This is a genomic window from Corallococcus sp. M7 (assembly GCF_054512695.1).
Genome location: NZ_CM137252.1, coordinates 874235 through 899393, shown reverse-complemented (window position 1 = coordinate 899393; position 25159 = coordinate 874235). Strand labels below are relative to the sequence as shown.

At 68.5% G+C, this 25159-nt stretch carries 20 protein-coding genes; 9 read left to right on the top strand and 11 right to left on the bottom strand.

Features of this window, described 5'->3' with window-relative positions; genetic code table 11:
• Positions 1 to 42 precede the first annotated feature (42 nt).
• Positions 43 to 2184, top strand: a complete 2142-nt coding sequence (locus ACX114_RS03810; RefSeq protein ID WP_459294805.1) for a DUF4114 domain-containing protein — start codon at positions 43 to 45, stop codon at positions 2182 to 2184.
• A 3-nt stretch (positions 2185 to 2187) separates the two neighbouring features.
• Here the strand turns inward: ACX114_RS03810 and ACX114_RS03805 are convergent, their stop codons facing one another.
• Entirely contained in the window at positions 2188 to 2517 is a 330-nt protein-coding gene (locus ACX114_RS03805; RefSeq protein ID WP_459294803.1) for a hypothetical protein, read from the bottom strand.
• Between the two features lie 89 nt (positions 2518 to 2606).
• On the opposite strand from ACX114_RS03805, the gene ACX114_RS03800 reads away from it, so the two are divergent.
• From ACX114_RS03800 to ACX114_RS03790, 3 genes are all read left to right on the top strand, one after another.
• The gene (locus ACX114_RS03800) at positions 2607 to 4433 is read left to right on the top strand and encodes a DUF4114 domain-containing protein (RefSeq protein WP_459294801.1); all 1827 of its coding nucleotides are present in this window, start codon (positions 2607 to 2609) and stop codon (positions 4431 to 4433) included.
• An 89-nt stretch (positions 4434 to 4522) separates the two neighbouring features.
• Positions 4523 to 6628, top strand: coding sequence for a DUF4114 domain-containing protein (locus ACX114_RS03795; protein WP_459294799.1), 2106 nt, complete (start codon positions 4523 to 4525; stop codon positions 6626 to 6628).
• A gap of 325 nt (positions 6629 to 6953) precedes the next feature.
• Positions 6954 to 7841 carry an RNA polymerase factor sigma-32 gene (locus ACX114_RS03790; protein ID WP_459294797.1) on the top strand — a complete coding sequence of 296 codons (888 nt, stop codon included), beginning with the start codon at positions 6954 to 6956 and terminating at the stop codon, positions 7839 to 7841.
• Positions 7842 to 7941: 100 nt separating this feature from the next.
• On the opposite strand, the gene ACX114_RS03785 is transcribed toward ACX114_RS03790, so the two are convergent.
• Positions 7942 to 8796 carry a hypothetical protein gene (locus tag ACX114_RS03785; RefSeq protein WP_459294795.1) on the bottom strand — a complete coding sequence of 285 codons (855 nt, stop codon included), beginning with the start codon at positions 8794 to 8796 and terminating at the stop codon, positions 7942 to 7944.
• A 159-nt stretch (positions 8797 to 8955) separates the two neighbouring features.
• Here ACX114_RS03785 and ACX114_RS03780 point away from each other — a divergent pair, with 159 nt between their 5' ends.
• Genes ACX114_RS03780 through ACX114_RS03770 form a run of 3 tightly spaced genes read left to right on the top strand, consistent with a single transcriptional unit; the run spans position 8956 to position 11298 of the window.
• Positions 8956 to 10212 (top strand): Hsp70 family protein, encoded by a 1257-nt coding sequence (locus tag ACX114_RS03780; protein ID WP_459294793.1) that lies wholly within the window; start codon positions 8956 to 8958, stop codon positions 10210 to 10212.
• Between the two features lie 3 nt (positions 10213 to 10215).
• Complete coding sequence (locus tag ACX114_RS03775) at positions 10216 to 10710, top strand: hypothetical protein (RefSeq protein ID WP_459294791.1); 495 nt, start codon at positions 10216 to 10218, stop codon at positions 10708 to 10710.
• A gap of 18 nt (positions 10711 to 10728) precedes the next feature.
• Positions 10729 to 11298: a hypothetical protein gene (locus ACX114_RS03770; protein WP_459294789.1), complete on the top strand. Its 570-nt coding sequence runs from the start codon at positions 10729 to 10731 to the stop codon at positions 11296 to 11298.
• Between the two features lie 431 nt (positions 11299 to 11729).
• Here the strand turns inward: ACX114_RS03770 and ACX114_RS03765 are convergent, their stop codons facing one another.
• The 6 genes from ACX114_RS03765 to ACX114_RS03740 form a co-directional block, all read right to left on the bottom strand.
• Positions 11730 to 12623 (bottom strand): hypothetical protein, encoded by an 894-nt coding sequence (locus ACX114_RS03765; protein WP_459294787.1) that lies wholly within the window; start codon positions 12621 to 12623, stop codon positions 11730 to 11732.
• A gap of 4 nt (positions 12624 to 12627) precedes the next feature.
• Complete coding sequence (locus ACX114_RS03760) at positions 12628 to 15246, bottom strand: TonB-dependent receptor domain-containing protein (RefSeq protein ID WP_459294785.1); 2619 nt, start codon at positions 15244 to 15246, stop codon at positions 12628 to 12630.
• 30 nt (positions 15247 to 15276) lie between these two features.
• Entirely contained in the window at positions 15277 to 16089 is an 813-nt protein-coding gene (locus ACX114_RS03755) for an OmpA/MotB family protein (protein WP_459294783.1), read from the bottom strand.
• Between the two features lie 120 nt (positions 16090 to 16209).
• Positions 16210 to 16701 carry a chalcone isomerase family protein gene (locus ACX114_RS03750; RefSeq protein WP_459294781.1) on the bottom strand — a complete coding sequence of 164 codons (492 nt, stop codon included), beginning with the start codon at positions 16699 to 16701 and terminating at the stop codon, positions 16210 to 16212.
• Positions 16702 to 16969: 268 nt separating this feature from the next.
• Positions 16970 to 17686, bottom strand: coding sequence for a hypothetical protein (locus ACX114_RS03745; protein WP_459294779.1), 717 nt, complete (start codon positions 17684 to 17686; stop codon positions 16970 to 16972).
• An 8-nt stretch (positions 17687 to 17694) separates the two neighbouring features.
• Complete coding sequence (locus ACX114_RS03740; RefSeq protein ID WP_459294777.1) at positions 17695 to 18339, bottom strand: hypothetical protein; 645 nt, start codon at positions 18337 to 18339, stop codon at positions 17695 to 17697.
• Between the two features lie 25 nt (positions 18340 to 18364).
• On the opposite strand from ACX114_RS03740, the gene ACX114_RS03735 reads away from it, so the two are divergent.
• Complete coding sequence (locus tag ACX114_RS03735) at positions 18365 to 20530, top strand: molybdopterin oxidoreductase family protein (protein ID WP_459294775.1); 2166 nt, start codon at positions 18365 to 18367, stop codon at positions 20528 to 20530.
• Between the two features lie 372 nt (positions 20531 to 20902).
• Here the strand turns inward: ACX114_RS03735 and ACX114_RS03730 are convergent, their stop codons facing one another.
• Both ACX114_RS03730 and ACX114_RS03725 read right to left on the bottom strand, forming a co-directional pair.
• On the bottom strand, positions 20903 to 21826 hold the full coding sequence (locus ACX114_RS03730; protein ID WP_459294773.1) for a homocysteine S-methyltransferase family protein: 924 nt from the start codon (positions 21824 to 21826) through the stop codon (positions 20903 to 20905).
• Positions 21827 to 21929: 103 nt separating this feature from the next.
• Positions 21930 to 22712, bottom strand: a complete 783-nt coding sequence (locus ACX114_RS03725) for an SDR family NAD(P)-dependent oxidoreductase (RefSeq protein WP_459294771.1) — start codon at positions 22710 to 22712, stop codon at positions 21930 to 21932.
• Between the two features lie 210 nt (positions 22713 to 22922).
• Between ACX114_RS03725 and gcvA the strand changes: the two genes are divergently transcribed.
• On the top strand, positions 22923 to 23858 hold the full coding sequence (gene gcvA / locus ACX114_RS03720) for a transcriptional regulator GcvA (RefSeq protein WP_459294769.1): 936 nt from the start codon (positions 22923 to 22925) through the stop codon (positions 23856 to 23858).
• Here the strand turns inward: gcvA and ACX114_RS03715 are convergent.
• Positions 23855 to 24931, bottom strand: a complete 1077-nt coding sequence (locus tag ACX114_RS03715) for a lysylphosphatidylglycerol synthase domain-containing protein (RefSeq protein WP_459294767.1) — start codon at positions 24929 to 24931, stop codon at positions 23855 to 23857. The two genes, gcvA and ACX114_RS03715, sit on opposite strands and share 4 nt — an antisense overlap.
• Positions 24932 to 25159: the final 228 nt, after the last annotated feature.

Here is a 25159-nt window from a genome sequence, read left to right as displayed (position 1 = left end):
GCTAAACCCTCGGGGCTGTCTTCATCCCGAGGGGGTTTGTCCTTGCACCTGAATCGCTTCCCGCTCCGGGCCCTGGTGGCCGGGAGCGCGCTGTCTGTCATTGCCCTTCCGGCCCAGGCGGCCGGCACGCGAACGGTCTACCTGCCGCCGCAGCTCACCAGCGCCACGCAGTCCACGACCGCCGTCCACCCGGGCGACCTGTCCCAGCTCCAGCTCCAGGCCACGGACCCACAGGGCAGTCCGCTCACCTTCTCCTGGAGCGCCACCACGGGCACGTCCGGCACGCCGGTGTCGGACCCGGGCTCCAGCACCCTGGAGTGGACCGCGCCCCAATGTCTGGCGAACGGCCCGCCCCAGGTGATGGGCACCGTGACCAACGGGTACGGCCTGTCCACGCAGGCGCTGTTCGACTTCGACTTCACGCAGTCGCTGGGCATCGACCACCAACCGGACTTCACGATGTCGGGCTTCGACGAGCTCACGAACGTGGAGGTCACGGCCGGGGGTGGGCTGCGCCTGCTCACCCACCTGGGATATCTGTCCAGCGAGCGCATCATGCTCCCCAGCGAGCAGCACCTGTCGCTCACCTTCGTCCACGAGTCCGCGGGTGCCAGCCATTCGCTCGGCTACGTGTACTACGACGACCTCGTCGCGCGCGGCTACGTGAACACCCAGAACACGCCGGAGGACTCGTCGGATGACACGCTGGTGGATGCCAATGGCAACGGCATCGCGGACCTGCACGAGGACCTCTACAACCTGGCCCCCACCTCGGGCCCCCAGGCCCGTCCGTACATCGGCACGAACCGCCGCTGTCTGCCCGCCCGCAACTTCATCTCGCAGGGCGTCAGCCTCAGCATGCCCGACCTGGCGCTCAACGCCGCCTGCACCGGCGCCTTCGTCCGGCAGTCCCTTCCGGATGCCCGGCCCGGCACGCACCCGCTCCTGCCAGTGGACGTCGTCGGCGCCACTCCCACGGAGAGCACCACGCCCAACGCCAACGCCTGGTCGGACCTGGGCCTGTATCCGCGCATCCCCAACCTGCTGGAGCCCGCCCATCCGATGAACAACCAGCTGGGCCTGGGGCACCTGGTGTTCCTGCTGGCGGACGACGACTCCGACCGGACGACCTTCAACCAGTTGGGCGTCGTCACGGACACCGGCAGCCTCGCGGACGGCATCCCGGACTATGATGTCTCCCGCTACGACGCCCACGGCATCCAGCGCCCCGTCAATCCGGATCCGGGCATCACCCCGAACGACCGCACCGTGGACCTGGGCACCCTTCCGGGGGGCAAGGAGCTCGTCTTCTTCCTGGTGACCCAGTACCAGGCGCTCCACGACCTGGACCAGAAGACGGTCTACCCGTGCCTGCGCAAGGCGGCCAACGGCCAGTGCCTCCTGCACCTGAAGTCCCCCATCAACGTCTTCTTCTCCAAGGCGAAGTGGAACCTGGACCAGGACCCCGTGGGACAGATGCCCGTGGCGCAGCGCAACCCCGGCTGCGTCTATGACGAGCAGTGCGACGCGGACGCGCCCCAGTCCTCCCCGTATGCGTGCACCGTGGACAACTCGTCGCAGCGGCTGTGCGGGTGGCTGGACCAGGAGACCCTCGACCGCCTGCGGATGCCGCCCTACGGCAACATCGTCCTGCCCAGGACCGCCGCCCAGGTCCAAGCGCAGGGCCAGGGCACCATGCCGCACCTCATGCTGAACCCCACCCTCACGGCCCCGGGCCAGTGGCTGATGGGCTTCGAGGACCTCCCCGGCGGCGCCGACCGCGACTTCAACGACGTCGTCTTCCTGCTGCGCAACGTGACCGAGGGCCGCGTGCGCTCACGCGTGCTCAGCCCGGACGACGCGAACTGCAAGCTCTCCCAGGTGTCCTTCAACAAGTTCGACACCCTGTCCGGGGTCTGCACCGGCGCGGCCGCCTACATCACCTATGCGCTGGCCACGGACTGCAACGTGTGCGGCGCGGGCACGTGCGTCCCCAACCCCACGCCCACCTGGCACACCCTGTTGCTGCCTCCGGGCTCGGGCGGGGACACCGTGGACGTCTCCAGCACGCCGGGCCAGCAGCTCTGCTGGAAGGCGGACCTGACGCAGGGGACGGACCCCACGTGCCTGCCTACCATCCACTTCGTCGACGTGGGCTACGTCTCCGAGCCCGTCACGCCCTGACGGCTACGGGTTGTGCGTCGTGGCGTTGTTGTTGATGCTCGCCTGCTGTGCCGCGTCCGCCGCGGCGCGGATGATGGCACCGCCCGACGCCGCGGCGGCCCCGGTCCGCGCCGCGTTCGTCCCCTCCGCCGGCTTCGGCTCACAGACGCAGCCGGCGGAGTTCATGATGATGACCACCGCGCTCATCCGCATGTCGATCTGCTCGCACAACTGCCGGCACTCCGTGGCCCGCTCCATGGGCAGCGCGAGCGACGTGGCCCTCGCCGTCGAACAGGCCGCGAGGGGAAACACCAGGGACAGCGCCAGGAGCACGGGCAGACGGGGGGTCTTCATGGGTGAAGCCTGACACACCCCGACATAACCGTCTTCCTGGTTATTTCTGATAGACCCTGGGAGCCATCTTCATCCCGAGGAGTCTGTCCTTGCACCCGAATCCCTCCCGTCTCCTGGCCCTGGTGGCCGGGAGCGCGTTGTTTGTCATTCCCTCGCCACGTCCCGCGCACGCGGCCGACACCTGCGGCCCCGGGGACCTGTACGCGGACGTGCAGCCCGCGTTCACCGCCGCGGGGTTCGACGAGCTGACGCAGGTGACGCTCACCCCGCAGAAGACGCTGCGGTCGGTGAACCCGTTCTGGACGCCCACGTCGGTGGACTCCATCGTGTTCCCGACGGACCAGAACGTCACCATCAGCTTCGTGTACGAGAGCGCCGCCGCGAGCCACGCGCTGGGCTACCTGTACATGAGCGACCTGCGGGCCCGCGGCTACGTCAACGCGCAGGGCGACCTGGTGGATGCCAATGGCAACGGCGTGGCGGACCTGCACGAGGACATCTACAACCTGGCCCCGCCCTCCGGTACCCAGGCCCGGCCGTACATCGGCGTGAGCCCGCGCTGTACCCGGACCTTCTCATCCCGGGGCTTCACCTACCGTCAGCCGGACCTGGCGCTCAACTCGAGCTGCGCCTCGGCCTTCATCACCAACACGGACATGACGGATGCCCGTCCCGGCCGCACCTCCTCCGCCTACAACATCACCATCGACGTCGTGGGGAGCACCGTGACGACAACGGCCGGCACCGGCTACTCGGACAACGGGCTCTTCACGCGCATCCCCAACCTGCTGGAGCCCGCGCACGCGTCCAACAGCAACATGGGCATCGGCCACCTGGCCTTCCTGCTGACGGACGACGACTCCGACACGGCCACCTTCCAGGGGCTGGGCACCGTCACTGACGCGGCGGACCTGAACGACGGCGTCCCCGACTACGACGTCTCCGCCTATGACAGCCACGGCCGTCCGCGGGCCTCCAACCCGGATCCCGGCATCACGACCTACGACCGCACGGTGGACCTGGGCGTCATCCCGGGCGGACAGGAGGTGGTCTTCTTCCTCGTCTCCGCCTTCGAGTCGTCCCACAACACGGACAACGGCACCGTCTATCCCTGCCTACGCAGGGACGCCAACCTCCAGTGCACGCTGCACCTGAGGACGCCCCTCCACGTGTTCTTCTCCAAGGCGAAGTGGAACCTGGACCAGGACTTCATGGGCCAGAACCCCGTCGCGTCCCGGAACATGGGGTGTGATTACAACGAAGCCTGCACCCCGAATTCGACCCGGTACGCCTGCACCCTGGCCGGCACCACCCAGAAGATGTGCGGGTGGTTGGATGACTGGACCCACGAGCGCCTGGCGACGATGCCCTACGGCAACACGAGCCTGCCCATGGTCGCCACCACCGTCGCCGCGCCGGGCAACCTCGTCATGCCCCACGCCGTGCTGGGCAACGTGGGCCCCGCGTCCGACCGGTGGCTGCTGGCCTTCGAGGATCTCCCGGGTGGAGGCGACCGGGACTTCAACGACGTCGTCTTCATGCTGCGCAACTGGGCGCCCACGCCCGGCCGCGTGCGCTCCACCGTGCTGAGCCCCGAGGCCCCCAGCTGCGCCATCCAGCAGGTGTACATCCACAAGGACGACGCCCAGGACCCCACCTGCGCCTCTCCGGTCGCCATCAACTACTCGGTGGCCACCGACTGCCGCGTGTGCCTCGCCGGCACGTGCGTCACCAATCCCAACCCCACCTGGCATCCGGTGACGTTCGACTGGAACCGGGACGCCGTGCTCGACGTGTCCAGCACGCGCGGCCATCAGCTCTGCTGGAAGGCGGACCTGACCGCCGGAAGCGGTCCGTGCCAGGCCACCATCAACAACGTGGACATCGGCTACGAATCCGGGCCTGTCGTGCCTTGACGGCTGTCAGGGATTGTCCCCCGCTGGAGATGTCTGTCATCTGCATCTGATAGACCCTCGGGGCCGTCTCCACCCCGAGGAGTCTGTCCTTGCAGCCTCATCTCCTTCGACTCCTGGCCTTCGTGGCCGGGGGGCTCCTGCTTGTCATTCCCTCACCGCGCGCGGCCCACGCCACGCCCTCCGGGAGGAACAAGCCCTTCCATGTGCCGCCGCGACTCACCGATGTCTGGCAGTCCCCAGGGATCCTGCCTCCCGGTGGCACCGCGGAGCTGGGCATCCAGGCCACGGACCCCCAGGGCTTTGCGCTGACGTTCTCCTGGGACGCCAGCGCGGGCACGCTGGGGACGCCGGTGGACACCGCGACCTCGAGCACCCAGACCTGGACCGCGCCGCAGTGCCTGGCGGAGGACGCCGTGCCGGTGGCCGCCACGGCCACCAACAGCTACGGCCAGTCCATCTCGGTGCCGTTCGACTTCAGCGTCGTCCAGGACCTGGCGGTGAACCGTCAGCCGCCCTTCGTGGACTCGGGCTTCGAGTTGCTGGAGAACGCCACCGCCATGTCCTGGCAGGAGCTGTGGCTGACAGCGCCCGAGGCTCCCAGGTCCTCGGAGCGCATCGTGTTCCCGAGAGACCAGCAGCTGAGCGTCACCTTCATCGCCAAATCCTCGGAGGCCGCGCACGCGTTCGGCTACGTGTACTACGACGACCTCGTCGCGCGCGGCTACGTCAACGCCCAGGGCGACCTGGTGGATGCCAATGGCAACGGCATCGCGGACCTGCACGAGGACCTCTACAACCTGGCGCCCCTCTCCGGCTCCCAGGCGCGCCCGTACATCGGCACGGCGCCCCGTTGCATGAACACCTTCACGTCCGGAGGCTTCACCTACCGCCAGCCCGAGCTGGCGCTCAACGCGAACTGCGCCTCCGCCTTCACCCGGCAGCAGCTCCCGGACGCCCGCCCCGGGTACGGCTCCAATATCTACGCGGTGGACATCGTGGGGCCCCCTCCGCCCACGGCCACCTCGGTTCCGCTCCCCTGGTTCTCCGACCAGGGCCTCTTCCCGCGCGTCCCCAACCTGCTGGAGCCCAAGCACGCGGCGAACAACTTCATGGGCATGGGCTCGCTGGTCTTCCTCAACACCGACGATGACTGGGACACGACCACCTACCGCGCGCTGGGCCTGGTGCCGGACGGCGACCCCTACGGCCCCGACGGCATCCCGGACTACGACGTGTCCCGGTACGACACGCGGGGCAACGTCCGCCCCTACAACCCGGACCCCGGCATCTCCCGTCATGACCGCACGGTGGACCTGGGGCTCATCCAGGGGGGCAAGGAGATGGTCTTCTTCCTCGTCACCGCCTTCGACGCGAGCCACGACCTGGACTTCGGCACCGTCTACCCCTGCCTGCGCAAGGCGGCCAACGGCCAGTGCACGCTGCACCTGAGGTCGCCCGTCTCCGTCTTCTTCTCCAAGGCGAAGTGGAACCTGGACCAGGACCCCGTCGGAAGCTGGATGCCAGCGGCGCAGCGGAACATCGGCTGCGCCTTCTCCGACCAGTGCAACCCGGCCGCGCCCCAGTCCTCCTCGAAGGCCTGCACCGCGGTGCCGAGCGGCCAGAAGCTGTGCGGATGGATGGACTCGGAAGTGCTGCAGCGCCTCGCCGATCCGTATGACGGGGGGCTCGTCCTCCCCATGGAAGGCGCCACCGTCCCCGTGTCGGGCAACGGCAACATGCCGCACGTGCTGCTGACGGCGCCCATGACCCTGCCGGGCCAGTGGCTGCTGGGCTTCGAGGACCTCAATGGCGGCGGCGACCGCGACTTCAACGACGCCGTCTTCCTGTTCCAGGGTCAGGCGCCCAGCGCCGCGCGCTCGAAGGTGCTGAACGCTCCGGACGCGAGCTGCGCCGTGTCCCGCGTGCGCTTCACGAAGACGGACACCGTGCCGACAGGCTGTGACTTTGAGCCCGCCCCCTCGTATGCGGTGGCCACCGACTGCGCCTCCAACCCCACGCCCACCTGGCACCCGCTGCCGCTGCAACGCGGGACGGACAGCGTCACCGTGGATGTCTCCGGCACACCTGGCAATCAGCTCTGCTGGAAGGTCACCCACCCGGGTAGCCCGCCTGCCTGCCTGCCCGCGGCGGTCCAGGTGAACGTGGGCTACGAGCTCACACCCGTGGCCCCCTGAGCCGTCCGTCACTTCCGGACATCCGCCGCCCCGGTCCCCTGGTGTGGGGGCCGGGGCGTGCCCACATCCCTGCTGGATGTGATCCGCCCTGTGCCCGGGTCGCAGGGCAGGCAACCCTCCCTTCGGGGCACCCGGAAGAAGTGTCGGAACCCCGCGCTGTAAAAAGTGCCGGGTTCCGCCCTAAGCATTGAAGCTGTTTCGCGCAACGCCCCGGAATCATTGAGGTTGCCCGTCGGCTGGCATTGGCCCGTGCGTTGCTAAAGGTCTCCCCGTCGCAGCAAACGGCGGTCACACACACCGCCCTCTTCCCCGAGAGAGACCCCCCATGCAGGCTTCCAACTCCTTCTCTTCCGCCGACTCGCTCTCCACGTACCTCTCGGAGATCAACCAGTACCCGCTGCTGAACCCGCAGGAGGAGCAGACGCTGTCGCGCGCCTTCCGCGCGGGCGACCTGTCCGCGGGCCACCGCCTGGTGACGAGCAACCTGCGCTTCGTGGTGAAGGTGGCGTACGAGTACCGCTCCTACGGCCTGAAGATGTCCGACCTCATCCAGGAGGCGAACATCGGCCTGATGAAGGCGGTGCAGAAGTTCGACCCTGAGAAGGGCATCCGCCTCATCTCCTACGCGGTGTGGTGGATCCGCGCGTACATCCAGAACTACGTGCTCCGCAACTGGAGCCTGGTGAAGCTGGGCACCACGCAGGCGCAGCGCCGGCTGTTCTTCAGCCTGGCCCGTACGCGCCGCGAGCTGGAGAAGCTGGGCGCCGGCGAGGGCCACATCGTCAACGCGGACGAGATCGCCAAGAAGCTGAACGTGAAGCCCGCGGAAGTGCGTGAGATGGAGCAGCGCATGGGCGGCCGGGACCTGTCCCTGGACGCGCCGGTGGGCGAGGACGGCGACGCCACGCACCTGGACTTCGTGGAGTCCGAGTCCGCCTCGCACGCGGACGAGGTCGCCGACCGTCAGCAGGCGGGCCTCACCCGCAACCTGGTGCAGCGCGCGCTGATGCGCCTGGATCCGCGTGAGCGCTTCATCATCGAGCAGCGCGTGATGAGCGACTCGGAGATGACCCTGAGCGAGCTGGGCGAGCACTTCGGCTTCTCCCGCGAGCGCGCCCGTCAGCTGGAGATCCGCGCCAAGGACAAGCTGAAGGCGGAGCTGGCGAACCTGATGGCCGAGGCCGGCCTGGACCAGGCCGAGCTGGCCGCGTAAGCGCGCGGGAGTTCTTCAAAGGCTGCGACACGGCACGGCCCCGGACCCTCGCGTTGGGAAGCGCGAAGGCACGGGGCCGTGGCATGTCTGGAGTCGGCGGTTACCGGGGCACGCCGGGCGAGGACTCGCCGCTCTCCACCGGCGCGGGCGCGGCCGGCTGCGCGCGGGACGTCGCGTCGATGCGCAGGGCCTGCGGCTCGCCGCTGCTCTCATCCGTGCGGTAGGAGGCGCGGACCTGCGCGCCCTCCTGGATGTCCGCGGCGCTCGCGGCCCGGCCGTCCACCTGCACCTGCGTGCTGGGGCCCACCTTCAGGCGCAGCTGCGGCTCACCGCTCTGGCTCACCAGCACCTCCTGGGCGCTCGCGCTGAGCACGTCGCCGGAGATCTGCTGCTCCTGCCGCGGGGCCTGCGCGGTGGTGGGCTGCGAGTTCTGGGCGATGGCGGCCTGCTGCGTGGCGGCGTTCTGGTTCGCGGCCTGCTGCTGCTGGGCGCTCTGGTCCGCGATGCGCTGGTTCGCGGCGGCGCTCTCATTGGAGGCCTGCTGCTGCTGCGTGGCGAAGTTCTGCTGCGCCTGGCGCTGGGCGGCCAGTGCGCTGGCCTGGGCCTGCTGGGCCACGGACTGGGCCTGCTGGGTGCGAGCCTGCGCCTGCTGCTGGCTGGACTGGGCCTCCTGGGCCTCCTTCTGGGCCTTGGCCTGGGCCTCCTGGAGCTCCTGCTGCTTCTGCTGCACGTCCTCCTGGGCGCGGGCGGCCTCGCGCTGCTGGCTGGAGGCCTCCTTCTGCGCGTCGCGCGCGTCGTCGAAGGCCTTCTCCGATTGGGCCTGTGCCTGCTCCACCTGCTGTCCGGGCGTGTTGTCCGTGGAGGTCTGGCGAGAGCGGTCTCCGTCCTGGCAGGCGGTGGTGCTCACGACCAGTGCGATGGCTCCGGCACCCAACCATGCTGCGCGCGATTTCATGGGGTTCTCCTGTCAAAGGGATGACAGGGCAAAGATGGCGGTGGCGGGTGGAGCGCCAAGCCATCCCACGCCGGGCGCTCGCCCGGCCGCACGCCCCACGGCGGGGGCTCACTTTGGGGCTACCGCGTCCGGAAGAATGGCGATAAGGGGCGCCCCCCCATGCGCGCCTGCGGACTCGACTTCGGAACCAGCAACACCGCCCTGGCCCTGCCGGACGGCACCGTGTTGCCGCTGCAGCCCCACACCCCGGAGCCCCGGCTGTTCCGCTCCGTGCTCTTCTTCGCGGAGGAGGAGCGGGAGGTCTTCACGGGCGCGGACGCCATCCAGCGCTACCTGGAGGACAACAACGGCCGGTTCATCCAGTCCGTGAAGTCCTTCCTGCACAGCTCGTCCTTCCGGGCCACGCAGGTGAAGGGGCGCACGTTCACCATCGAGGACCTGGTGGCCATCCTGCTGCGCCGCGTGCGCGAGGCGGCCGGGGCACACCTGGGCGAGGCGCCGGACGCGGTGGTGCTGGGCCGGCCCGCGGTCTTCACGCCGGATCCGGAGGCGGACGCACTGGCGGAGAAGCGGCTGCGCAAGGCGGCGGAGATCGCCGGCTTCAAGCACGTGCAGTTCCTGATTGAGCCCATCGCGGCGGCGCTCGCGTACGAGGCGCGGCTGGAGAAGGACGAACTGGTGCTGGTGGCGGACTTCGGCGCCGGCACGACGGACCTGACGTTGATGCGGCTGGGGCCGTCGCGGCGGGGGAACCTGGACCGCAAGCCGGACGTGGTGGGGTCCACGGGTGTGCGCATCGGCGGTGACCGGTTCGACGCGGAGATCATGCGGCACAAGCTGTTGCCCAGGTTCGGGGCGGGATCCACGTACAAGGTGAAGGGCTTCAGCCACAAGCGGCTGCCCATTCCGCAGCACGTGCTGGCGAAGCTGCTCAACTGGCACGAGATGTCCTTCATCCGGGAGAAGTCCACGCAGGAGCTCCTGGAGGTGATGCTCGACACGAGCGACCACCCGGCGGAGATTCAAGCGCTCTACGACCTGGTGATGGACAACCTGGGCTACCGGCTGTTCCGGGCGATTGAAGCGGCGAAGGTGAAGCTGTCGAGCGAGGACGTGGCGACCATCGACTTCGAGGACGCGCGCATCCACCTGCACGAGCCGATGACACGGGCGGAGTTCGAGGCGGCGAGCCGCACGTTGTTGGATGAACTGTCGCAGTGCACGGAAGGGCTGTTGGCGAAGCATCCGGAGGCCAGGGACATTGACGCGGTCTTCCTGACGGGAGGTTCGTCGCAGATTCCGGCGGTGCGGGAGCTGTACGTGAAGCGCTTCGGAGCGGAGCGCGTGCGCACGGCGGACGCCTTCACCTCCGTGGCGGAGGGCCTGGGCCGCGCGTCCGCGTGGTTGACGGGGTGAACCATGGCGGCACAGGCAGCACGGCGACGGTGGCATCCAGTCGCGGCCGTGCTGTCCCTGTGCGCAGCGTGTGTCGGGCCCACGGACCGGACCTTCGTCACGGGGCGGATTTCGCCCCGGCAGATCCGCTTCGTGACTCTGAGGGAAGCAACGCCAGGGGAAGAAGGCGGTCAGCGCGCCGCCTGCATCCACATCCGGATTACTCGCGCCAACACCAGCGAGTCCGTGCTGTGCCGGTTCGGCGTTGAAACGCCCCTGCGAACCCATGAAGGCGCCCTCTCACTGCCGCTGGCGCAGCGCATCGCGGCGGACCGTATCAATGAGGCCTCTCAGGCAATCTTCGGCTCCGCCACCATCGACTCACCGCTCGGAATGCTTTGTGAGTTGATGAAGGCACAGCTTCGAACGACCTTCGAGGCGTCCCTTGCCGGAGCCCGGTTCAGGGCGCAATGCGATGAACGGGCGCCTCCGGTGCTCTTCGGTCACATGACTCTCTGACGCTGGAGCCCTCGCGCCATGCCTCCCAGCACGAACGAACTGCTGACCCTCGCTCGCCATTACTGGCCTGCTTCGTACGAGGAGTCCCTGGACGACGCCCATCCTGAACACAAGCGCCGCCAGGAACGCTGGGCGCAAGTGCTACAGCAGAACGAGCGTTGGGACGACTTCCGGCGCCAGCTGGGCCTGCGGCTGCCAGACTTCACCCTGGCGGAAGCAAGCACGACCTCCCAGGCCTCCTTGCGCTGCGCCGTCTATCCCGCGAAGGGAATCCCCATGCAGCCCGTGCCCTGGGTACTCGTGGGCTGTATGAGCATCCTGGCGCCGGTCTACACGGTGTATGGACTCACGTTCGACTACGAGGGACGCAAGCGAGGAAAGGCCCACCTGCACCTGCCGCCCTTGCCCGCGGCCATGAGCGACACCGCGCGCATCATCGCCCGGGAACTGGAGGCCCACTTCCACGTCACGGCGCTCCCGCCTGAAGTCGCGGCCCTTCCCGTCCCTGTCGCCGTGGAGTGGACACGTCCACCCCAGACCACCTTGTTCGACGCACTCTTCGACAGCGCCCCCACCATCGTCCCGTAAGCGGGGACCTGGTGCGTTCAGTTCCACCCCCACGCTGCGCCGCAGGATTCGGCCGTCGAGTCTGACCGCGTAACGCGTTCCTGTGTCCACGCCAATGAAGGCGTCGCCACAAGCACTCGGGTCTTCGTGGATCAGGATGAAGAAGATGTCGCCCTGACGGATGACACGGTAGCGATACGCCTCCGGTCTTCCCCAGCACGGCGTCTCCTTGGACTGCTTCGGGAAGAAGTCCTCCATCGCGACCTGGACCGCCCTGAGCAGGTTGCCATCCAGCACATACGCCTGTGCATCGCCTCCCACCTGTACCGCGGACTGCGCATGGAACGGCGGAAACGCGATGCTCCGGTCTCCCTCCCAGCCGGCGGGCCGGGCCCCCTGTCCTCGCAAACAACCCGCCACGAGTAGCGCCCCTGCGATGGCCCCAACGGCTCTCAGGGCCCCACGTCCACCGTGCGCGTCGTCCAGTCCGTGCCGCCGCGACCGTCCCGGGCCACCACCCAGACCGTGATGCGCTCGGGCGTCTTGGCGGTCGTGTAGGTCGTCGTCGGGTCTCCGGGCTTGCCGTCCACCGGCTCCAGCGAACGGAACGACCCAACCTCGCCCTCGCCCGTCGCGAACCAGCTGTAGAAGACCTGCTCCGTCTGCGTTCCGTCCGCCGTGGAGTAGGACTCCTCGCTGCCCTCGCCCAGCACCGGCGTGAACGTCACCTCCGCGTCCAGCGGCAGCGGCCCGGACAGCGGCGCGTCGTTCCACAACACGTCCTGTATCACCGGGTTCTGGTTCGGCGTGTCCGTCGAACGCAGCGTGATGCGCCGCACGCCCCGCTCCACGCCCTCCGGCGTCCCGCTGCCGTCCGTCGCCTCGTACCCCACGAACAGCGGCAGCCCCGTCTGGAGCACCTGCTGCACCGCCGGGTCGTTGAAGTCGAACGTTCCCCCCTGCCCTCCCCCCGTGCCGCCCGTGGCCGCCTGGAACGCTTCGATGAGCAGCGCCTGCACCGCCGGGTCACTCAACGACAGCACCCCGTTGTTCAACGGCACCCCGCTGTCCTCCGGACACGCCACGTCCCCGTAGGGGTTCACGTCCGGCCGGCACAGCGCGTACGTCACCGTCACCGGACGCGCGTCCGGCGTCACCGCCAGCGCGCTGAACGTCACCGGCGGCGGCAGCGTGGAGGCGTTCGGATTCAACGCCAGCTCCGGCGGCTCCGCCTTGATGCCGAGCACGCGCACGCTGCGAATCTCACTCTGGGCATCGAAATCGGGGCCGCTGCACGCGCTTGAGCCCAGCAACGCAATCACAGACAGCAGGACGGGAGTGCGCATGGCGTCAGAAGGCTCCCTTCAAGCCGAGCACGGGCAGGATGGGCAGGCCCTTGAAGAACTCGCGCTTGGAATAGTTGTAGTTGTAGGCCACGCCCTCGACCGACTGGTTGTTGTACGCGTTCGTCAGGTCCAGGTAGAGGTCCAGGTTCCACGTGTCGAAGATGAGGTTCTTGTCCACGCGGATGTCCAGCTGGTTGAACGACGGCAGCCGCTGCGAATTGACCAGCCCGTAGTACGGAATGAACACGTCCGTCGTGTCGTCGCGTTTGGCGCCCAGCACCGGCGTCGTCGGGTTGCCGGACGCGAAGCGGAACCGCGCGCCCACCTCCCAGCCCTTCGGCAGCTTGTAGCTGGCGATGGCCGTCAGCACGTGCGTCTGGTCGTTGTCGAACTTGCGCCAGCGCGCCCCGGGCGCGTCCCGGCGCTCGCTGCGGGAGAGCGTGTACGAAATCCAGCCGAACAGCCGGTCCGTCAGCGCCCGGCGCACCAGCAACTCGAAGCCATAGATGCGCCCCACGCCGCCGTTCTTCAGGTTCTCCGGCACGGACTCGCCGTTGCGCACCACGCGCGCGTCCGAGCGGACGATGAGGTCATCCAGGTCGTTGTAGAAGACCTCACTGCCCACGAACCACTCCGGCCGCGCCTGCCACTCCGCGCCCACGCTGTACTGGAGCGACCGCTTCGCCCCCAGGTCCGGATTGCCGAACCCCGGTGACGGCTCATCCTGCACCGGCGGGCTGTGATAGACGCCCGCGCCGCCCTTCAGCGTCAGCGTCTCCGTGAGCGAGTAGCGCACCGCGAGCCGGGGGTTCACCGAGCGCTTCACCTCCTGCTGATCCGTGAAGACGTAGCTCTCCGTGCGCAGGCCCGGCACCACCAGCAGGTCCTTGATGGGCCGCCACCGGACCTCCGCCCAGGCGGACGGGTAGTACTGGGTGAACTTCCCGTCGATGTTGATGAGGTCCTCCGTCACCAGCGGCGACGGCGGCTCGCCCTCGCGAGGCGGCTGCTGGATGCTGGCCCTCACGTTGGCCAGGTTCGCCACCACGTCCAGACCGCCCGCGACCGTCACGTTGTCGTTGAACGCGTACTCCACCGTGGGCCGCAGATACAGGTCCGTGGACGCGATGCGCAGCCCGCGCTCGCCAATCTGGAAGTCCAGGATGGTGTTGCCCACCAGCGCGTGTGTATCGAGCGTCAGCTTGCCCTCGCGGAACTGGTGCCGCAGGCGCAACTGGTTGAAGCCCGTGGTCACATCCAGGCTGCCATTGACGGTGGGGTCGCCGTCCGCCGGCTGGTCCAACAGCAGCGCCAGGCGGTCGCGCGAGGTCAGGCCTTGCAGCGTGAAGGTGTGGCGGCCGCTCGGCTTCCACACCAGCTTCGCCTGCGCGTCGTAGTAGCGCGGCGCCACCTGGAGGCTGTCGTCGTCGAATGGCACCGCCTTGAGCACCAGGTCGATGTACGAACGCCGGCCGCCAATCGCGAAGCTCAGCGTGTCCGTGATGGGGCCTTCAATCACCGCGTTGGACTCAATGAGGCTGATGCCCACCGTGGCGTGGTAGCGGTCCGTGCGGGGCTCGCGGCTGCGCACGTTGATGACGCCGCCGGTGATGTCGCCGTAGTACGCGGAGAAGTTGCCGGGCAGGTAGTCCACCGCCTCCAGCAGGTCCGAGTTGTACACGGAGGTGAGGCCACCGAAGTGGTACAGGATGGGGATGCGCAGGCCGTCCAGGAAGACGCCGGACTCCTGCGGGCTGGTGCCGCGGATGACCAGCGCGCCGCCGTTGAACGCGGGCCGCGCCACGCCCGGCAGGTTCTGCACCACCTTGAGCGTGTCGCCCTGCGTGCCCGGTACGCGCTGCACCTCCGCCACCGTGATGGTCGTGCGCGTCACCTCCTTGCGCTCGCGGTCGCTGCGGACCACCGTCTCGTATTGGCTGAAGATGCGCTTCTGGACGTAGTACTTCGCCTGCGTCTCCTTGCCCTCTTCAATCGTCTCCTGCGTCTTGAAGCGGTCGTAGTTGCCCAGCACGACGACGACCGGGTGCGTGCCCACGGGGACGCCCCGGAAGGCGAAGCGCCCCTCTTCGTCCGTGACGGTGGAGCGATCCAGCTCCGTGAGCACCACCTCCGCGCCCACCAGGGGCTTGCGGGTGCCGCGCTCCAACGCCTGTCCGCTGAAGTTCACCGGCCCCTGCGGCTCCTGCACGCCGCCGTCCGGCGAGGCCTCGGGCTGCGGCTCCGGCGCGCGGAAGACGAACTGGTAGGCGTACTGGATGCGCACCGGCGCGGGGACGTTGTCCACCTCCGCGGGCTCGAACTGGAACTGCTTCACCGCTTCCGTGGCGGCCTCGTCGAAGCCGTGGCCCGCGGGCTGGGTGATTTCGACATTCGTGACGGCGCCCGTCTCCGAGATGTCGATGAACATCACCACCGTGCCCTCGAGCTGCTGGGCGGCGGCCTCCGGCGGGTAGGCCGCCTCCACCTGACGCAGGAGGGCGGGCGGCTTCGTCAGCACGCCCGTGGGAGCGCCTGCGTCGCCAGCGAGAGTTCCTGCGTCCGGAGCCTGTGCCACGGCTCCGGTCGCAAGCAATACACAGACGACGCAGAGGAGCGTTCTCATGAAGGGTGCGCGGGTCTCCCGCGCCCCCTCCTAGCGCCCCCCGAGGCTGGGAGCGAGAACGATTTCGATGCGCCGGTTCTGGCTCTTGTGCTCCGGCGTGTCGTTGGGCACGAGCGGCTGGTACTGCCCATAGCCCGCCGCGGACAGCATGGTCGGGTCCACGCCAGAGTCCTGAAGCGAACGGACCACCGCCATCGCGCGAGCCAGGCTCAGCTCCCAGTTGGTGGGGAACTGTCCGCCGCCGGTGGGCACGTCGTCCGTGTGGCCTTCCACGCGCACGATGCGGCCCTTCACCGTCTTGAGCGCGTCCGCGATCTTCGCCAGCGCGTCCTGGCCTTCCTTGCCCACGCGCGCGGAGCCGGACGCGAAGAGGATCTTGTCCTTGAGCTGCACGGTCATCCGGCCCTTCATCTCCGACAGCTCGATCTTGCCGTCGGAAATCTCCTGCTTGAGGGACTGGGCCAGGTTCTCGTACTCGGCGCTCTTCTTCTCCAGCTCCTCCTTCGCCTGCGCGAGCTTCTTGGCGTTGCGCCCCAGCTCGTCGTTGAGCGCGGCCAGCTGCGCGTTCTTGTCCTCCAGGGCGCGGCGCTCGGCCGCGGCGGTGGTGAGGCGGTTCTCGGAGGCGTCCAGGCGCGTCTGCAGCGCGGCCTTCTCCTGCTCCAGCGCGGCCTGCTTCTCCTCCAGCTCCTTCACCTTCGCCTCGGCGGCCGCGCGGCCCGCCTTCTCATCCGTGAGGTTCTTCGTCAGCCCTTCCGCCTCCAGGGCCTTCTCGTTGAACTTCCCCTGCGAGACGCAGCCCGTGGAGAGGGCAACGAGGGCAGCGAGAACCAGACGTGTCCGCATAGGTGCGATTCCTCCTGACAAGGATGTTGGTGGGTCCGAGATTACCGCTCTCGGGCCCGCAGCCTAGGAGAAACGCGCATCCAATTTGAGGCCAAACTTCCCAGCCGGACGAGCGGCCGGCTACTTGGGGAAGATGGGGTGGGTGTCCAGCCAGGAGCTGAAGAGGGCGTCGGCGAAGGACTTGCCGGGGATGTGGACGCCGCCGGACGCGCCACCGGAGACGTGGAGGCCGGAGCCGGGCAGGTAGGTGAGGACGAGGTCGTCGCCCTTGCGCACGTCATGCAGGGACGACAGGAGCTTCTCCAGGGACTGGCTGAGCGCGTCCTGGCGCATGGCCGGGTTCTGGCGCAGGTCCTCGCGGAAGCTGCCCACGAGCTGGTCCTTGGTGATGGTGCGCAGGAAGCGGAAGTGCAGGCGCTTCAGGCTGTTGGAGGCCACGGCCTCCTTGAAGCAGGTGGGCTCCTCCTCCATGTAGAGGCTCCACACGTACACGTTGAAGAAGAGCTTCTTCTTCAGCTCCATGTGGGTGAGCGCCAGCGTCTTGCCCTCCACCTGGAGGGAATCCGGCATGTTGACCCCGCCCGCCTGTCCCGCATGGGCCACAGCGCCCATCAGCAGGAGCATCCCCAGCGCGACCCCTCGCGCCCCCTTTGTCCACGCCGTCCCCATCATCGCCTTCCCCTTCACCCTCTTCCCAAAGTCGGTGATCGCAACGGTGTGCATGCTCTAGAAAACCGCCACCGGCGGCGATCATTGGTTTGTGCACCATTGGACGGCAACCGGAGGCCCAAGGCAAGGCTGTTGGGGGCTCAAGTGACTCCCCGGTTGTCGGGCGGACAGGACGGATGGCGCAGGACGTCACGAAACCCGGGAGGTGAGCTTACTCCGGAAGCAGGCTGGCGCGGGCCAGCGATTCTCGGAACTCATCCACGAGCTCCCAGTACAGCGCCCACGCCTCCGGGTCGCCGCCGGCTGCCTTGTGGATCGCGGCGGCGGGACCACAGGAGGTGCTCCACCCTCTTGTTTCGAAGAGGTACGCCCCGAACTTCACGGAGAAATCGAGCCCTGGCTCCAGCATCCCGTGGTGGCGCAATGCGCATGAGTAGCCCCAGAGGATCTGCTCCAGGCTTTGCAGATGCACCAGGCCCAGAGGCTCGTCGCCAGGCACATACATGGACGGGCGCTGACGAACGCCGTCCAGCAACCTGAAGATGTCCGAGTGGATCGTCTTCGCGATTTTCGTCCGCTCTGACTCGTCGCGCAGGGCCTTCAGATGCCGAGCCGATTCGCGGAGCGCCTGCCTGAAGGCAGCGACGTCCCATATCCGCGCCTCCTGCTCCTCGTACGTGATCACCATCGCGCCTGCGTCGTGAACGAAGCTCAGGGCATCGGGTTCAGAGAACAGCTTCACCCGCGCGGGTGACTTGCGCTGGAGCCGCTCCAGGCCTGAGTCCAGGGCCCACAGCCAGGCATTGAGGTATGTCTGTTCGTCCTGGATTCGCCCTTCGTCGCCCATGACACGGATGGACCCCATGAGGGCGTAGGGCGAGACAGCTTCGAGCTCCAGATGAATGAATCGATTGGAGTGGGAAATCATGTGACCTCTCATGGGCCCGGATGCACCGCCCGGAACGTCACCTGAAACGCGATGTTTTCGCGTGCGCGAGACATCAGCCGGTAGACGTGCCCCGCCTCGTCCAGTCTCTCCAGGCTCATGGAGTCGCCGTACGAGATGGACCGGGCAATGCGCCAGATCTCCGAGCGGAACTCAGGACCCGCGGGGCCGGTGATGACGTGGTTCCCGCCGTCCTCCCTCGTCCGCTTCCAACCGGGTTTGCATTGGAGGAGGAAGTCGATCTCGATGGCGACGCCTTGCAGGGAGCTCTCTTCCCAGGTGCGCGCCATCGTCACGGCGCGGGACAGGACGTAGCCCCCCATCCCCACGGACGGCTCGAACTCGTACAGGGCGAGCTCACCCGCGAGGACCCTCTGCGTCCAGGCGGCATCCAACGCCCACTCCGCGCAGCACTCGGCGGTTCCGGCCATGTCGGCCCGCCATTCGCGGATGTCGAAGAGCACGTTCTGCGTCCCGAGTCTCTCCAGGGACCACTCTTCCGCACCGTGGAAGTCAAACCAGACGGTCTCGCGGGTGGGCAGGATCAGCTCCACTTGCAGGAACATCTTCTCCCGGTCCATCCGCACGCCCGTGACCTCGGCGTCGTGGACCGACACGTTCAGGAAAGCCGTCATGGGGAACAGTGTAGGCTCTCCTTTCATGAGCGCTTCCGTCCACTTCCGCACCTGCAATCTCTGTGAAGCCATGTGTGGCGTGCGCATCGAAGTGGCGGACGGGCGCATCACGTCCATCAAGGGAGACGCGGAGGACCCGTTCAGCCGGGGCCACATCTGTCCCAAGGCCGTGGCGCTCCGTGACCTGCACGAGGACCCGGACCGGCTCCGCCATCCCATGAAGCGCACCGCTTCCGGGTGGGAGCGTGTGTCGTGGGAGGACGCGTTCCGCGACATCACGCAGCGGCTCCATGCCCTCCAGAAGGAGCACGGGCCGAACAGTGTGGGCGCGTACCTGGGCAACCCCAACGTGCACAACCTGGGCGCGATGATGTTCGGCCCCCAGCTCCTTCGCGCGCTGCGCACGCGCAACCGGTTCTCCGCGACGTCCGTGGACCAGTTGCCCCATCAGCTCGCGGCCCACCTCATGTTCGGCCACCAGTTGCTGGTGCCCATCCCGGACATCGACCGCACGCGCTACATGCTCATGCTGGGCGCGAATCCGCTCGCGTCCAATGGCAGCCTGATGACGACGCCGGACGTGCGCGCCCGGCTGCGTGCCATCCAGGAGCGAGGCGGCAAGGTCGTCGTCATCGATCCCCGTCGCACGGAGACGGCGGTCATCGCCGACCAGCACGTCTTCGTCCGGCCCGGCACCGATGCGCTCGCCCTCTTCTCCCTGCTACACGTCGTGCTGGAGGGGAACGCCCACCGCATGGGTCGGCTCGCGGCGTTCGTGGATGGATTGGACACCGTGCTGCCGCTCGTCCGCGACTTCCCTCCGGAGCGCACGGCGCCTCACACGGGCATCGCACCGGACGTGCTTCGCGGCATCGCCCGGGATTTCCTCGCCGCGGATGGGGCCGTCTGCTACGGGCGCGTCGGTGTGTCCACGCAGCCGTTCGGCTCACTCTGCCAATGGCTCATCAATGTCCTCAACATCGTCACCGGCAACCTGGATCGTGAAGGTGGCGCCCTCTTCACCCTTCCTGCCTTCGACCTCATTGGCGGGCCTCGCGCGTTCGGCGTCGGCCCTGGCAGCCATGGGCGCTGGAAGAGCCGGGTCCGAGGCCTGCCGGAGTCCTCCGGAGAGCTTCCTGTCGCCGCGCTCGCGGAGGAGATCCTCACCCCGGGCGAGGGCCGCATTCGCGCGCTCATCACCCTGGCCGGCAACCCCGTGCTGTCCACGCCCAACGGCACGCAACTGGACACCGCGCTGGGGCAGCTCGACTTCATGGTGAGCGTGGATCCGTATCTCAACGAGACCACCCGCCACGCGCACTACATCCTGCCGCCCGCGTCCCTGCTGGAGCGAGGACACTACGACCTCGTCTTCCACGTGCTCGCCGTGCGCAACACGGCGAAGTATTCGCCGCCGGTGTTCCCCGCCGGTCCGGAGTCACGCCAGGACTGGGAGATCCTCTTGGAGCTCCAGCACCGGCTGGAGACCCTGCGCAAGGGACGGAGCGTTCGCGCGCTGCTCCAGTACCAGGCCCTCAAGCGGATGGGACCGGAGCGCATCCTCGACCTGGGCCTTCGCATGGGGCCCTACGGCTCGCGCTTCCATCCGCTCAAGAAGCACGGCCTGTCGCTCGCGAAGCTTCGCGCCGCGCCGCATGGAATCGACCTGGGACCGATGAAGCCCAGCCTGCCCGGCCGGCTCCGCAACCGCACCAAGCGCATCCAACTGGCGCCGGAGTTGCTGGTCGCGGACGTGGCCCGTCTGCGCGCCGCGTTCCCGGACGACGCGGCACCTCGCGATGGCGAGTTGCTGCTCATCGGCCGTCGGCACCTGCGCGACAACAACTCGTGGATGCACAACGTGCCGGGGCTCGTGAAGGGCCGGCCCCGCTGCACGCTCATGGTCCATCCGGACGACGCCTCACGCATCGGGCTCGCGGATGGCGCCAACGCCACCATCCGCTCACGCGTGGGAGAGGTCACCGTGCCCGTCGCGGTCACCGCCGATGTGATGCCCGGCGTCGTCAGCCTGCCGCACGGCTACGGTCACCAGCGCCCCGGCATCCGCCAGCAGGTCGCCAGCGCGCACGCGGGCGCCAGCATCAACGACCTCACGGATGATCAAGCGCTGGACGTCGTCAGCGGCAACGCCGCCTTCAGCGGAACACCGGTCCAGGTCCGACCGGCCTGAGCCCCTACCATCCGGGATGTACACCGCCGGTCCGACACCTGGTTGAACCAGAGGCTCCCGGCCCCGGTCCTCCAAAACCTGTCCGACTGTCCGACAGCTTTTCGCTCCCTGGATGGAGCTGAGCCCCCTACTGCGGTCCTCCAAAACCTGTCCGACTGTCCGACAGCTTTTCGCTGCTTGGCTGGAGGAAGGGCCCCGGCTGCGATTCACCAAGAACCTGTCCGACTGTCCGACAGGTTTTTGGAGGTCGCCGCCGCCGGGCGGCCCTGCGGGAGTTCTCACCTTCTCATGGAGACAGCATCCAGACCCGAGGGCCTGGGACTTGTCTGATGGATGCGGTGGACCCTCGCTTGCATCACGGCGAGCTTGTCGTCACTCGTGCCGCTCGCCTGGCGCTCTTTCCGTCAGGGCTCTGGCGAGCGCGGCGATGTGCCGCTCGTCGGTGCCACAACACCCTCCTAGCAGGCGCGTGCCTAGCTCCGTATGGACGCGGATCATCTCTCGCGCGAATGCATCCGGGGTCTCGCTGTCGAGCTCTGCTCGCCCTTCGAGTTCCTCGGGCGAGAGACGGGAGGTATTGGCCTGCAGGCCCACCACTCGTGCCCCTAGAGAGGGCGAGGCGGCCAGTTGGCGCGACAGGCCGTCTCGGAAGACCGTGGGATGGACGCAATTCACCATGTACGCGGCCGGACGTGCGCCGGGCCGGGCGTCGATGCGCTCCACGGCTTCGGCCAGCGGGGTTCCGTCTAGCAGTGTCCCGGTGGGACGGAGGATGAAGCTCAGCAGGAACGGTGCTCCCGTGCGCGCCATCGCCTGGGCGAGGCCCTCGGCCTCCGTGAGGGCCGGCAGCGCCTGGGCCACGAGGAAGTCCACTCCGGCGCGTGCTAGCGCCTCCACGTGGGGTGTGTGGAAGGCCGCGGCCTCCTCGCGTGGGAGGGCTTCCTCGGGCCGGTAGGCATCTCCGCGACACCCGACGAGCCCTCCGATGAAGACGCCCTCCCCACGGCCGCCAACCTCATCGCGCAGGCCCGCGAGCAGCCCCACGGCCTCGCCGAAGACGTCGCGGCCGGCGAGACCTGCTCGCTTGAGCCGTTCCTCGTTCGCGCGCCAGGTGGGCGTGAGCAGGAGCGTGGGCAGGCCGTGGCGCAGGCCGATGTCACGATAGTCCCGGTAGATGCCGGCGAGCGCCTCGCGTCCCTCTGGATGGAAGAGGAGGCCCGCGTTGGCCACGTGCGGGTCCAGCAGCCCCGCGGGGTGGCGGCGCAGGCGCTCGACCACTGAACCCTCGGTGAGCACCCGTGGGGCCTCATGCAAGGCTCGAAGAAAGGATGCGTGGTTCGCCAGGCCACCCATCAGCGCGTCCCCGTCATCTTCAGCATCCTTCGAACCTCTTCTTCCTTCAGTTGGACTTGTTGCGTCCCGCCATGACGCCGCCATCGACATCCCAGATGGCTCCGGTGACCCAGGACGCCTCGTTCGACAACAGATGGGCGATGGTCCGCGCGACCTCCTCCGCACGACCCACTCGGCCCAGCGGATGGAATCCGTTGAACCCCTGGAGCGTACCGTGCACCTGCTCCTTCGGGATGAAGCCTTCGTAGATGGGGGTCTCGACGACCGCGGGCGAAACCGCGTTGACGCGGATGGCATGGCTGGCCAACTCCATCGCCAGGTGCTGCGTCAGCGAGTGCAGTCCTGCCTTGGCCATCGAATAGGCCGAGGAGGGAGTCGCCTGGACGGCCTGCCTGGCCCACATCGAGCCGATGTTGACGATCGCGCCGCCCTTGCCCAGCGCGACCATGGATTTCGCGACGGCCTGCGTGATGAAGAAGACCGCCTTGTTGAGGTCGAGGTACAGGTCGTAATCGCGTTCCTCGTGCTCCAGGAAGGCCTTCGGCAGGAAGACGCCCGCTGCGTTGACCAGCAGCGTCGCGTCAGCGTGGTCCCTCTGGAGTCGGGCCACCAGCGCCTGTCGCTCGGCGCCCGAGGTGATGTCCGCGCGGAGGCCGTCCACGGGACCGAACGCGGACAACTCCGTGAGGGCGGCCTGGAGCTTGTCGTCCCGATGCCCGATGACAACGGCTCGCCCGCCCTCCTCGAGGACGAGCCGGGCCACGGCCTTTCCCATGCCGCTGGTCCCCCCCACGACGATGAGCTTCTGCTGGTTGAATCGCGCAGTCATCGGAGCACCTCAGGCGGTCTGATAGATGCGGACGTCCGGCGCGGCGGCGGGCCGGTTGTCAGGAGAAATCCGAAGCGTGATTTGCAGGTAGACCATGGGTGTCCTCGTGAAAGATGAGCTATCTCGTCGACGAGAGGATTCATGCTCCCGCGCCGCTGGCGTCACAAACGAGATGTTCTTGGCTTCTGACAAAGGAAATCTTGACCGCCCATGAGCGCACCCGAACACCTCAATGCCTTGCGCGCCTTCGAGGCGAGCGCCAGACACGAGAGCTTCTCCGCCGCGGCCGCTGAGCTTCATGTGACTCCGGCGGCGGTCGGGCAGCTCGTGCGAAGCCTCGAGGAGGCGCTCGGCACGCCGCTGTTCCACCGGAGCACGAGCGGACGGAAGCGGCTCGTCCTCACCGAAGCGGCCCAGCGGGCGCTGCCGGACATCCGGGCGGGGTTCGAACGGCTGAGCGTCGGCGTCGCGCGGCTGAAGGAGGGCGCGTCGGCCGGGGTGCTCACCGTGACGGTCAGCCCCGCCTTCGCGGCCAAGTGGCTCCTGCCACGCCTCGAGCGGTTCCAGGCCGCATGGCCGGAGCTGGACGTGCGGCTCGATGCGACCACCGAGCTGCTCGACTTCGCCGCGCGTGGAGTGGATATCGGCGTGCGCTACGGAGCCGGGCGCTGGCCCGGGCTGGCCGCCGAGAAGCTCCTCGACGAGGAGGTCTATCCCGTCTGCTCACCGGCGCTCCTCCGGCAGAACCGCCGTCCGCGTCGGCCTTCGGAGCTGCGCGGGCTCCGGCTCATCCATGACCGGTCCGTGGATGCGCGCCTGGGATTCGCCACGTGGGATGCCTGGCTCGAGAAGGCGGGCGCGAAGGACGTCGAGACGAAGCGAGGCCTGCGCATCAACAACTCCGCCACGGTGTTGCAGGCGGCCATCGATGGGCAGGGCGTCGCGCTGGCCCGCAGCATCATGGCGCACGACGATCTCGCGGCCGGACGGCTGGTGCGCCTGTTCCCGGAGGTCGAGTTCCCCTCTGTGCTCGCCTACTACGTCGTCTACCGGCCCGAGTGCGCCACGCTCCCGAAGCTGGTGGCGTTTCGCGACTGGCTCGTTCGCGAGGCGTCCGAGCGCCATGCGCAGACGAAAAGGACCTAGCGGTACACCGGCGCGGGCAGCACGGGCGGCACCACCGGCGCGGCGGCCGTCACCTTCGCCTTCGCTCGCCACACCAGCGGCGTGAGCGCTCCCACCAGCACGAACACCGCCTGCACCGTGTGCGCGAGCAGCGCGATGGACATCGCCTTCGCGGCCGTCGTCCCCATCGCTCCCGCCGCCAGTGAGAACATCCCGTCCGTCACGCCCACCTGCCCCGGCACCAGCGAGCCCATCGCCAGCGCCACCAGGTAGAGCCCCTGCGTGAACAGCGCCTGCACCACCGACGCGTCGATGCCCACCGCGTGCGCCAGCACCGCGTACTGCATCACCTGCAACACCCGGCTGCCCAGGAAGGCCATCATCGGCCGCCACGGACACAGCCCTCCGGCGCGGACCGAGGCCTGGAACGCCTCCGCGTGCTCGCCCCACTTGCCGCACCGCTTGCGCATCCACGCGCCCAGCCGCTTCGCCCGCAGCCCCGCGCGCACGCCCAGCGACGCGAGCAGCAACACGACGCCGTGCACGAGCATCGCCACCGTGAACGCGCTCCAGCCCGTCATCAGATAGGCCGCCAGCGCGCACGGAAAGGAGATGAGCCCTCCGGCTCCCAGCGACGCCGACTGCGACGTGGCCGCCGCCGCCGTCGCGGACGCGCCTCCCGTGTAGGGCGTCAGCAGCGTGGCCTTCGTGGCCTCCGCCGCCGCCCGGCCCGCGGGCGCCATGCTCGACACCGCGGTGCCAATCAGCTGCGCTCGCACCAACACCGACAGGGGCACCTGGCCCGCGCGCGCGCCATAGGACAGCCGCGTCGCCGTGGCGTCGCACGTCTGCCGTCCCAGTTCGATGAGCACCACCCAGGGGAGCAGCGGCAGCGCTTCCAGGAGCGTGGTCTTCAGCTCGCCCGCGCCTGCCTTGTGCACCAGGGCCCCCAACATCCCCAGGCCGCCCATCGCGAACACCGGCTTGAGGACCGTCAGCAGCCTGCGTCTCCAGACGCACGGTGAGGCACAAAGCCCCTCCCCTGCGGCGGCCCCCGGCCCGGCCAGGGCCCCTTCGTGGTGCACGTTGCTCACACTCGCCCTCCTCGCCCGTCCCCACCCGCCCCACCGAGGGGTCCATTTCAGAACCTGTGCAGCCCCCACCGTCATGGCGAGGCCCGATCGTCGACGGCCGGTAGCCTCCTTCCGCTCGCGTCCGGGGGTGGACAGAGCGCCGGGGCTTCGGGGCGGGAATGCAGGCGGAGCGGATCCATCCACCAGCGGATGCACACCGCGCGTGGGATCACAGCGCACGCTCGGCAG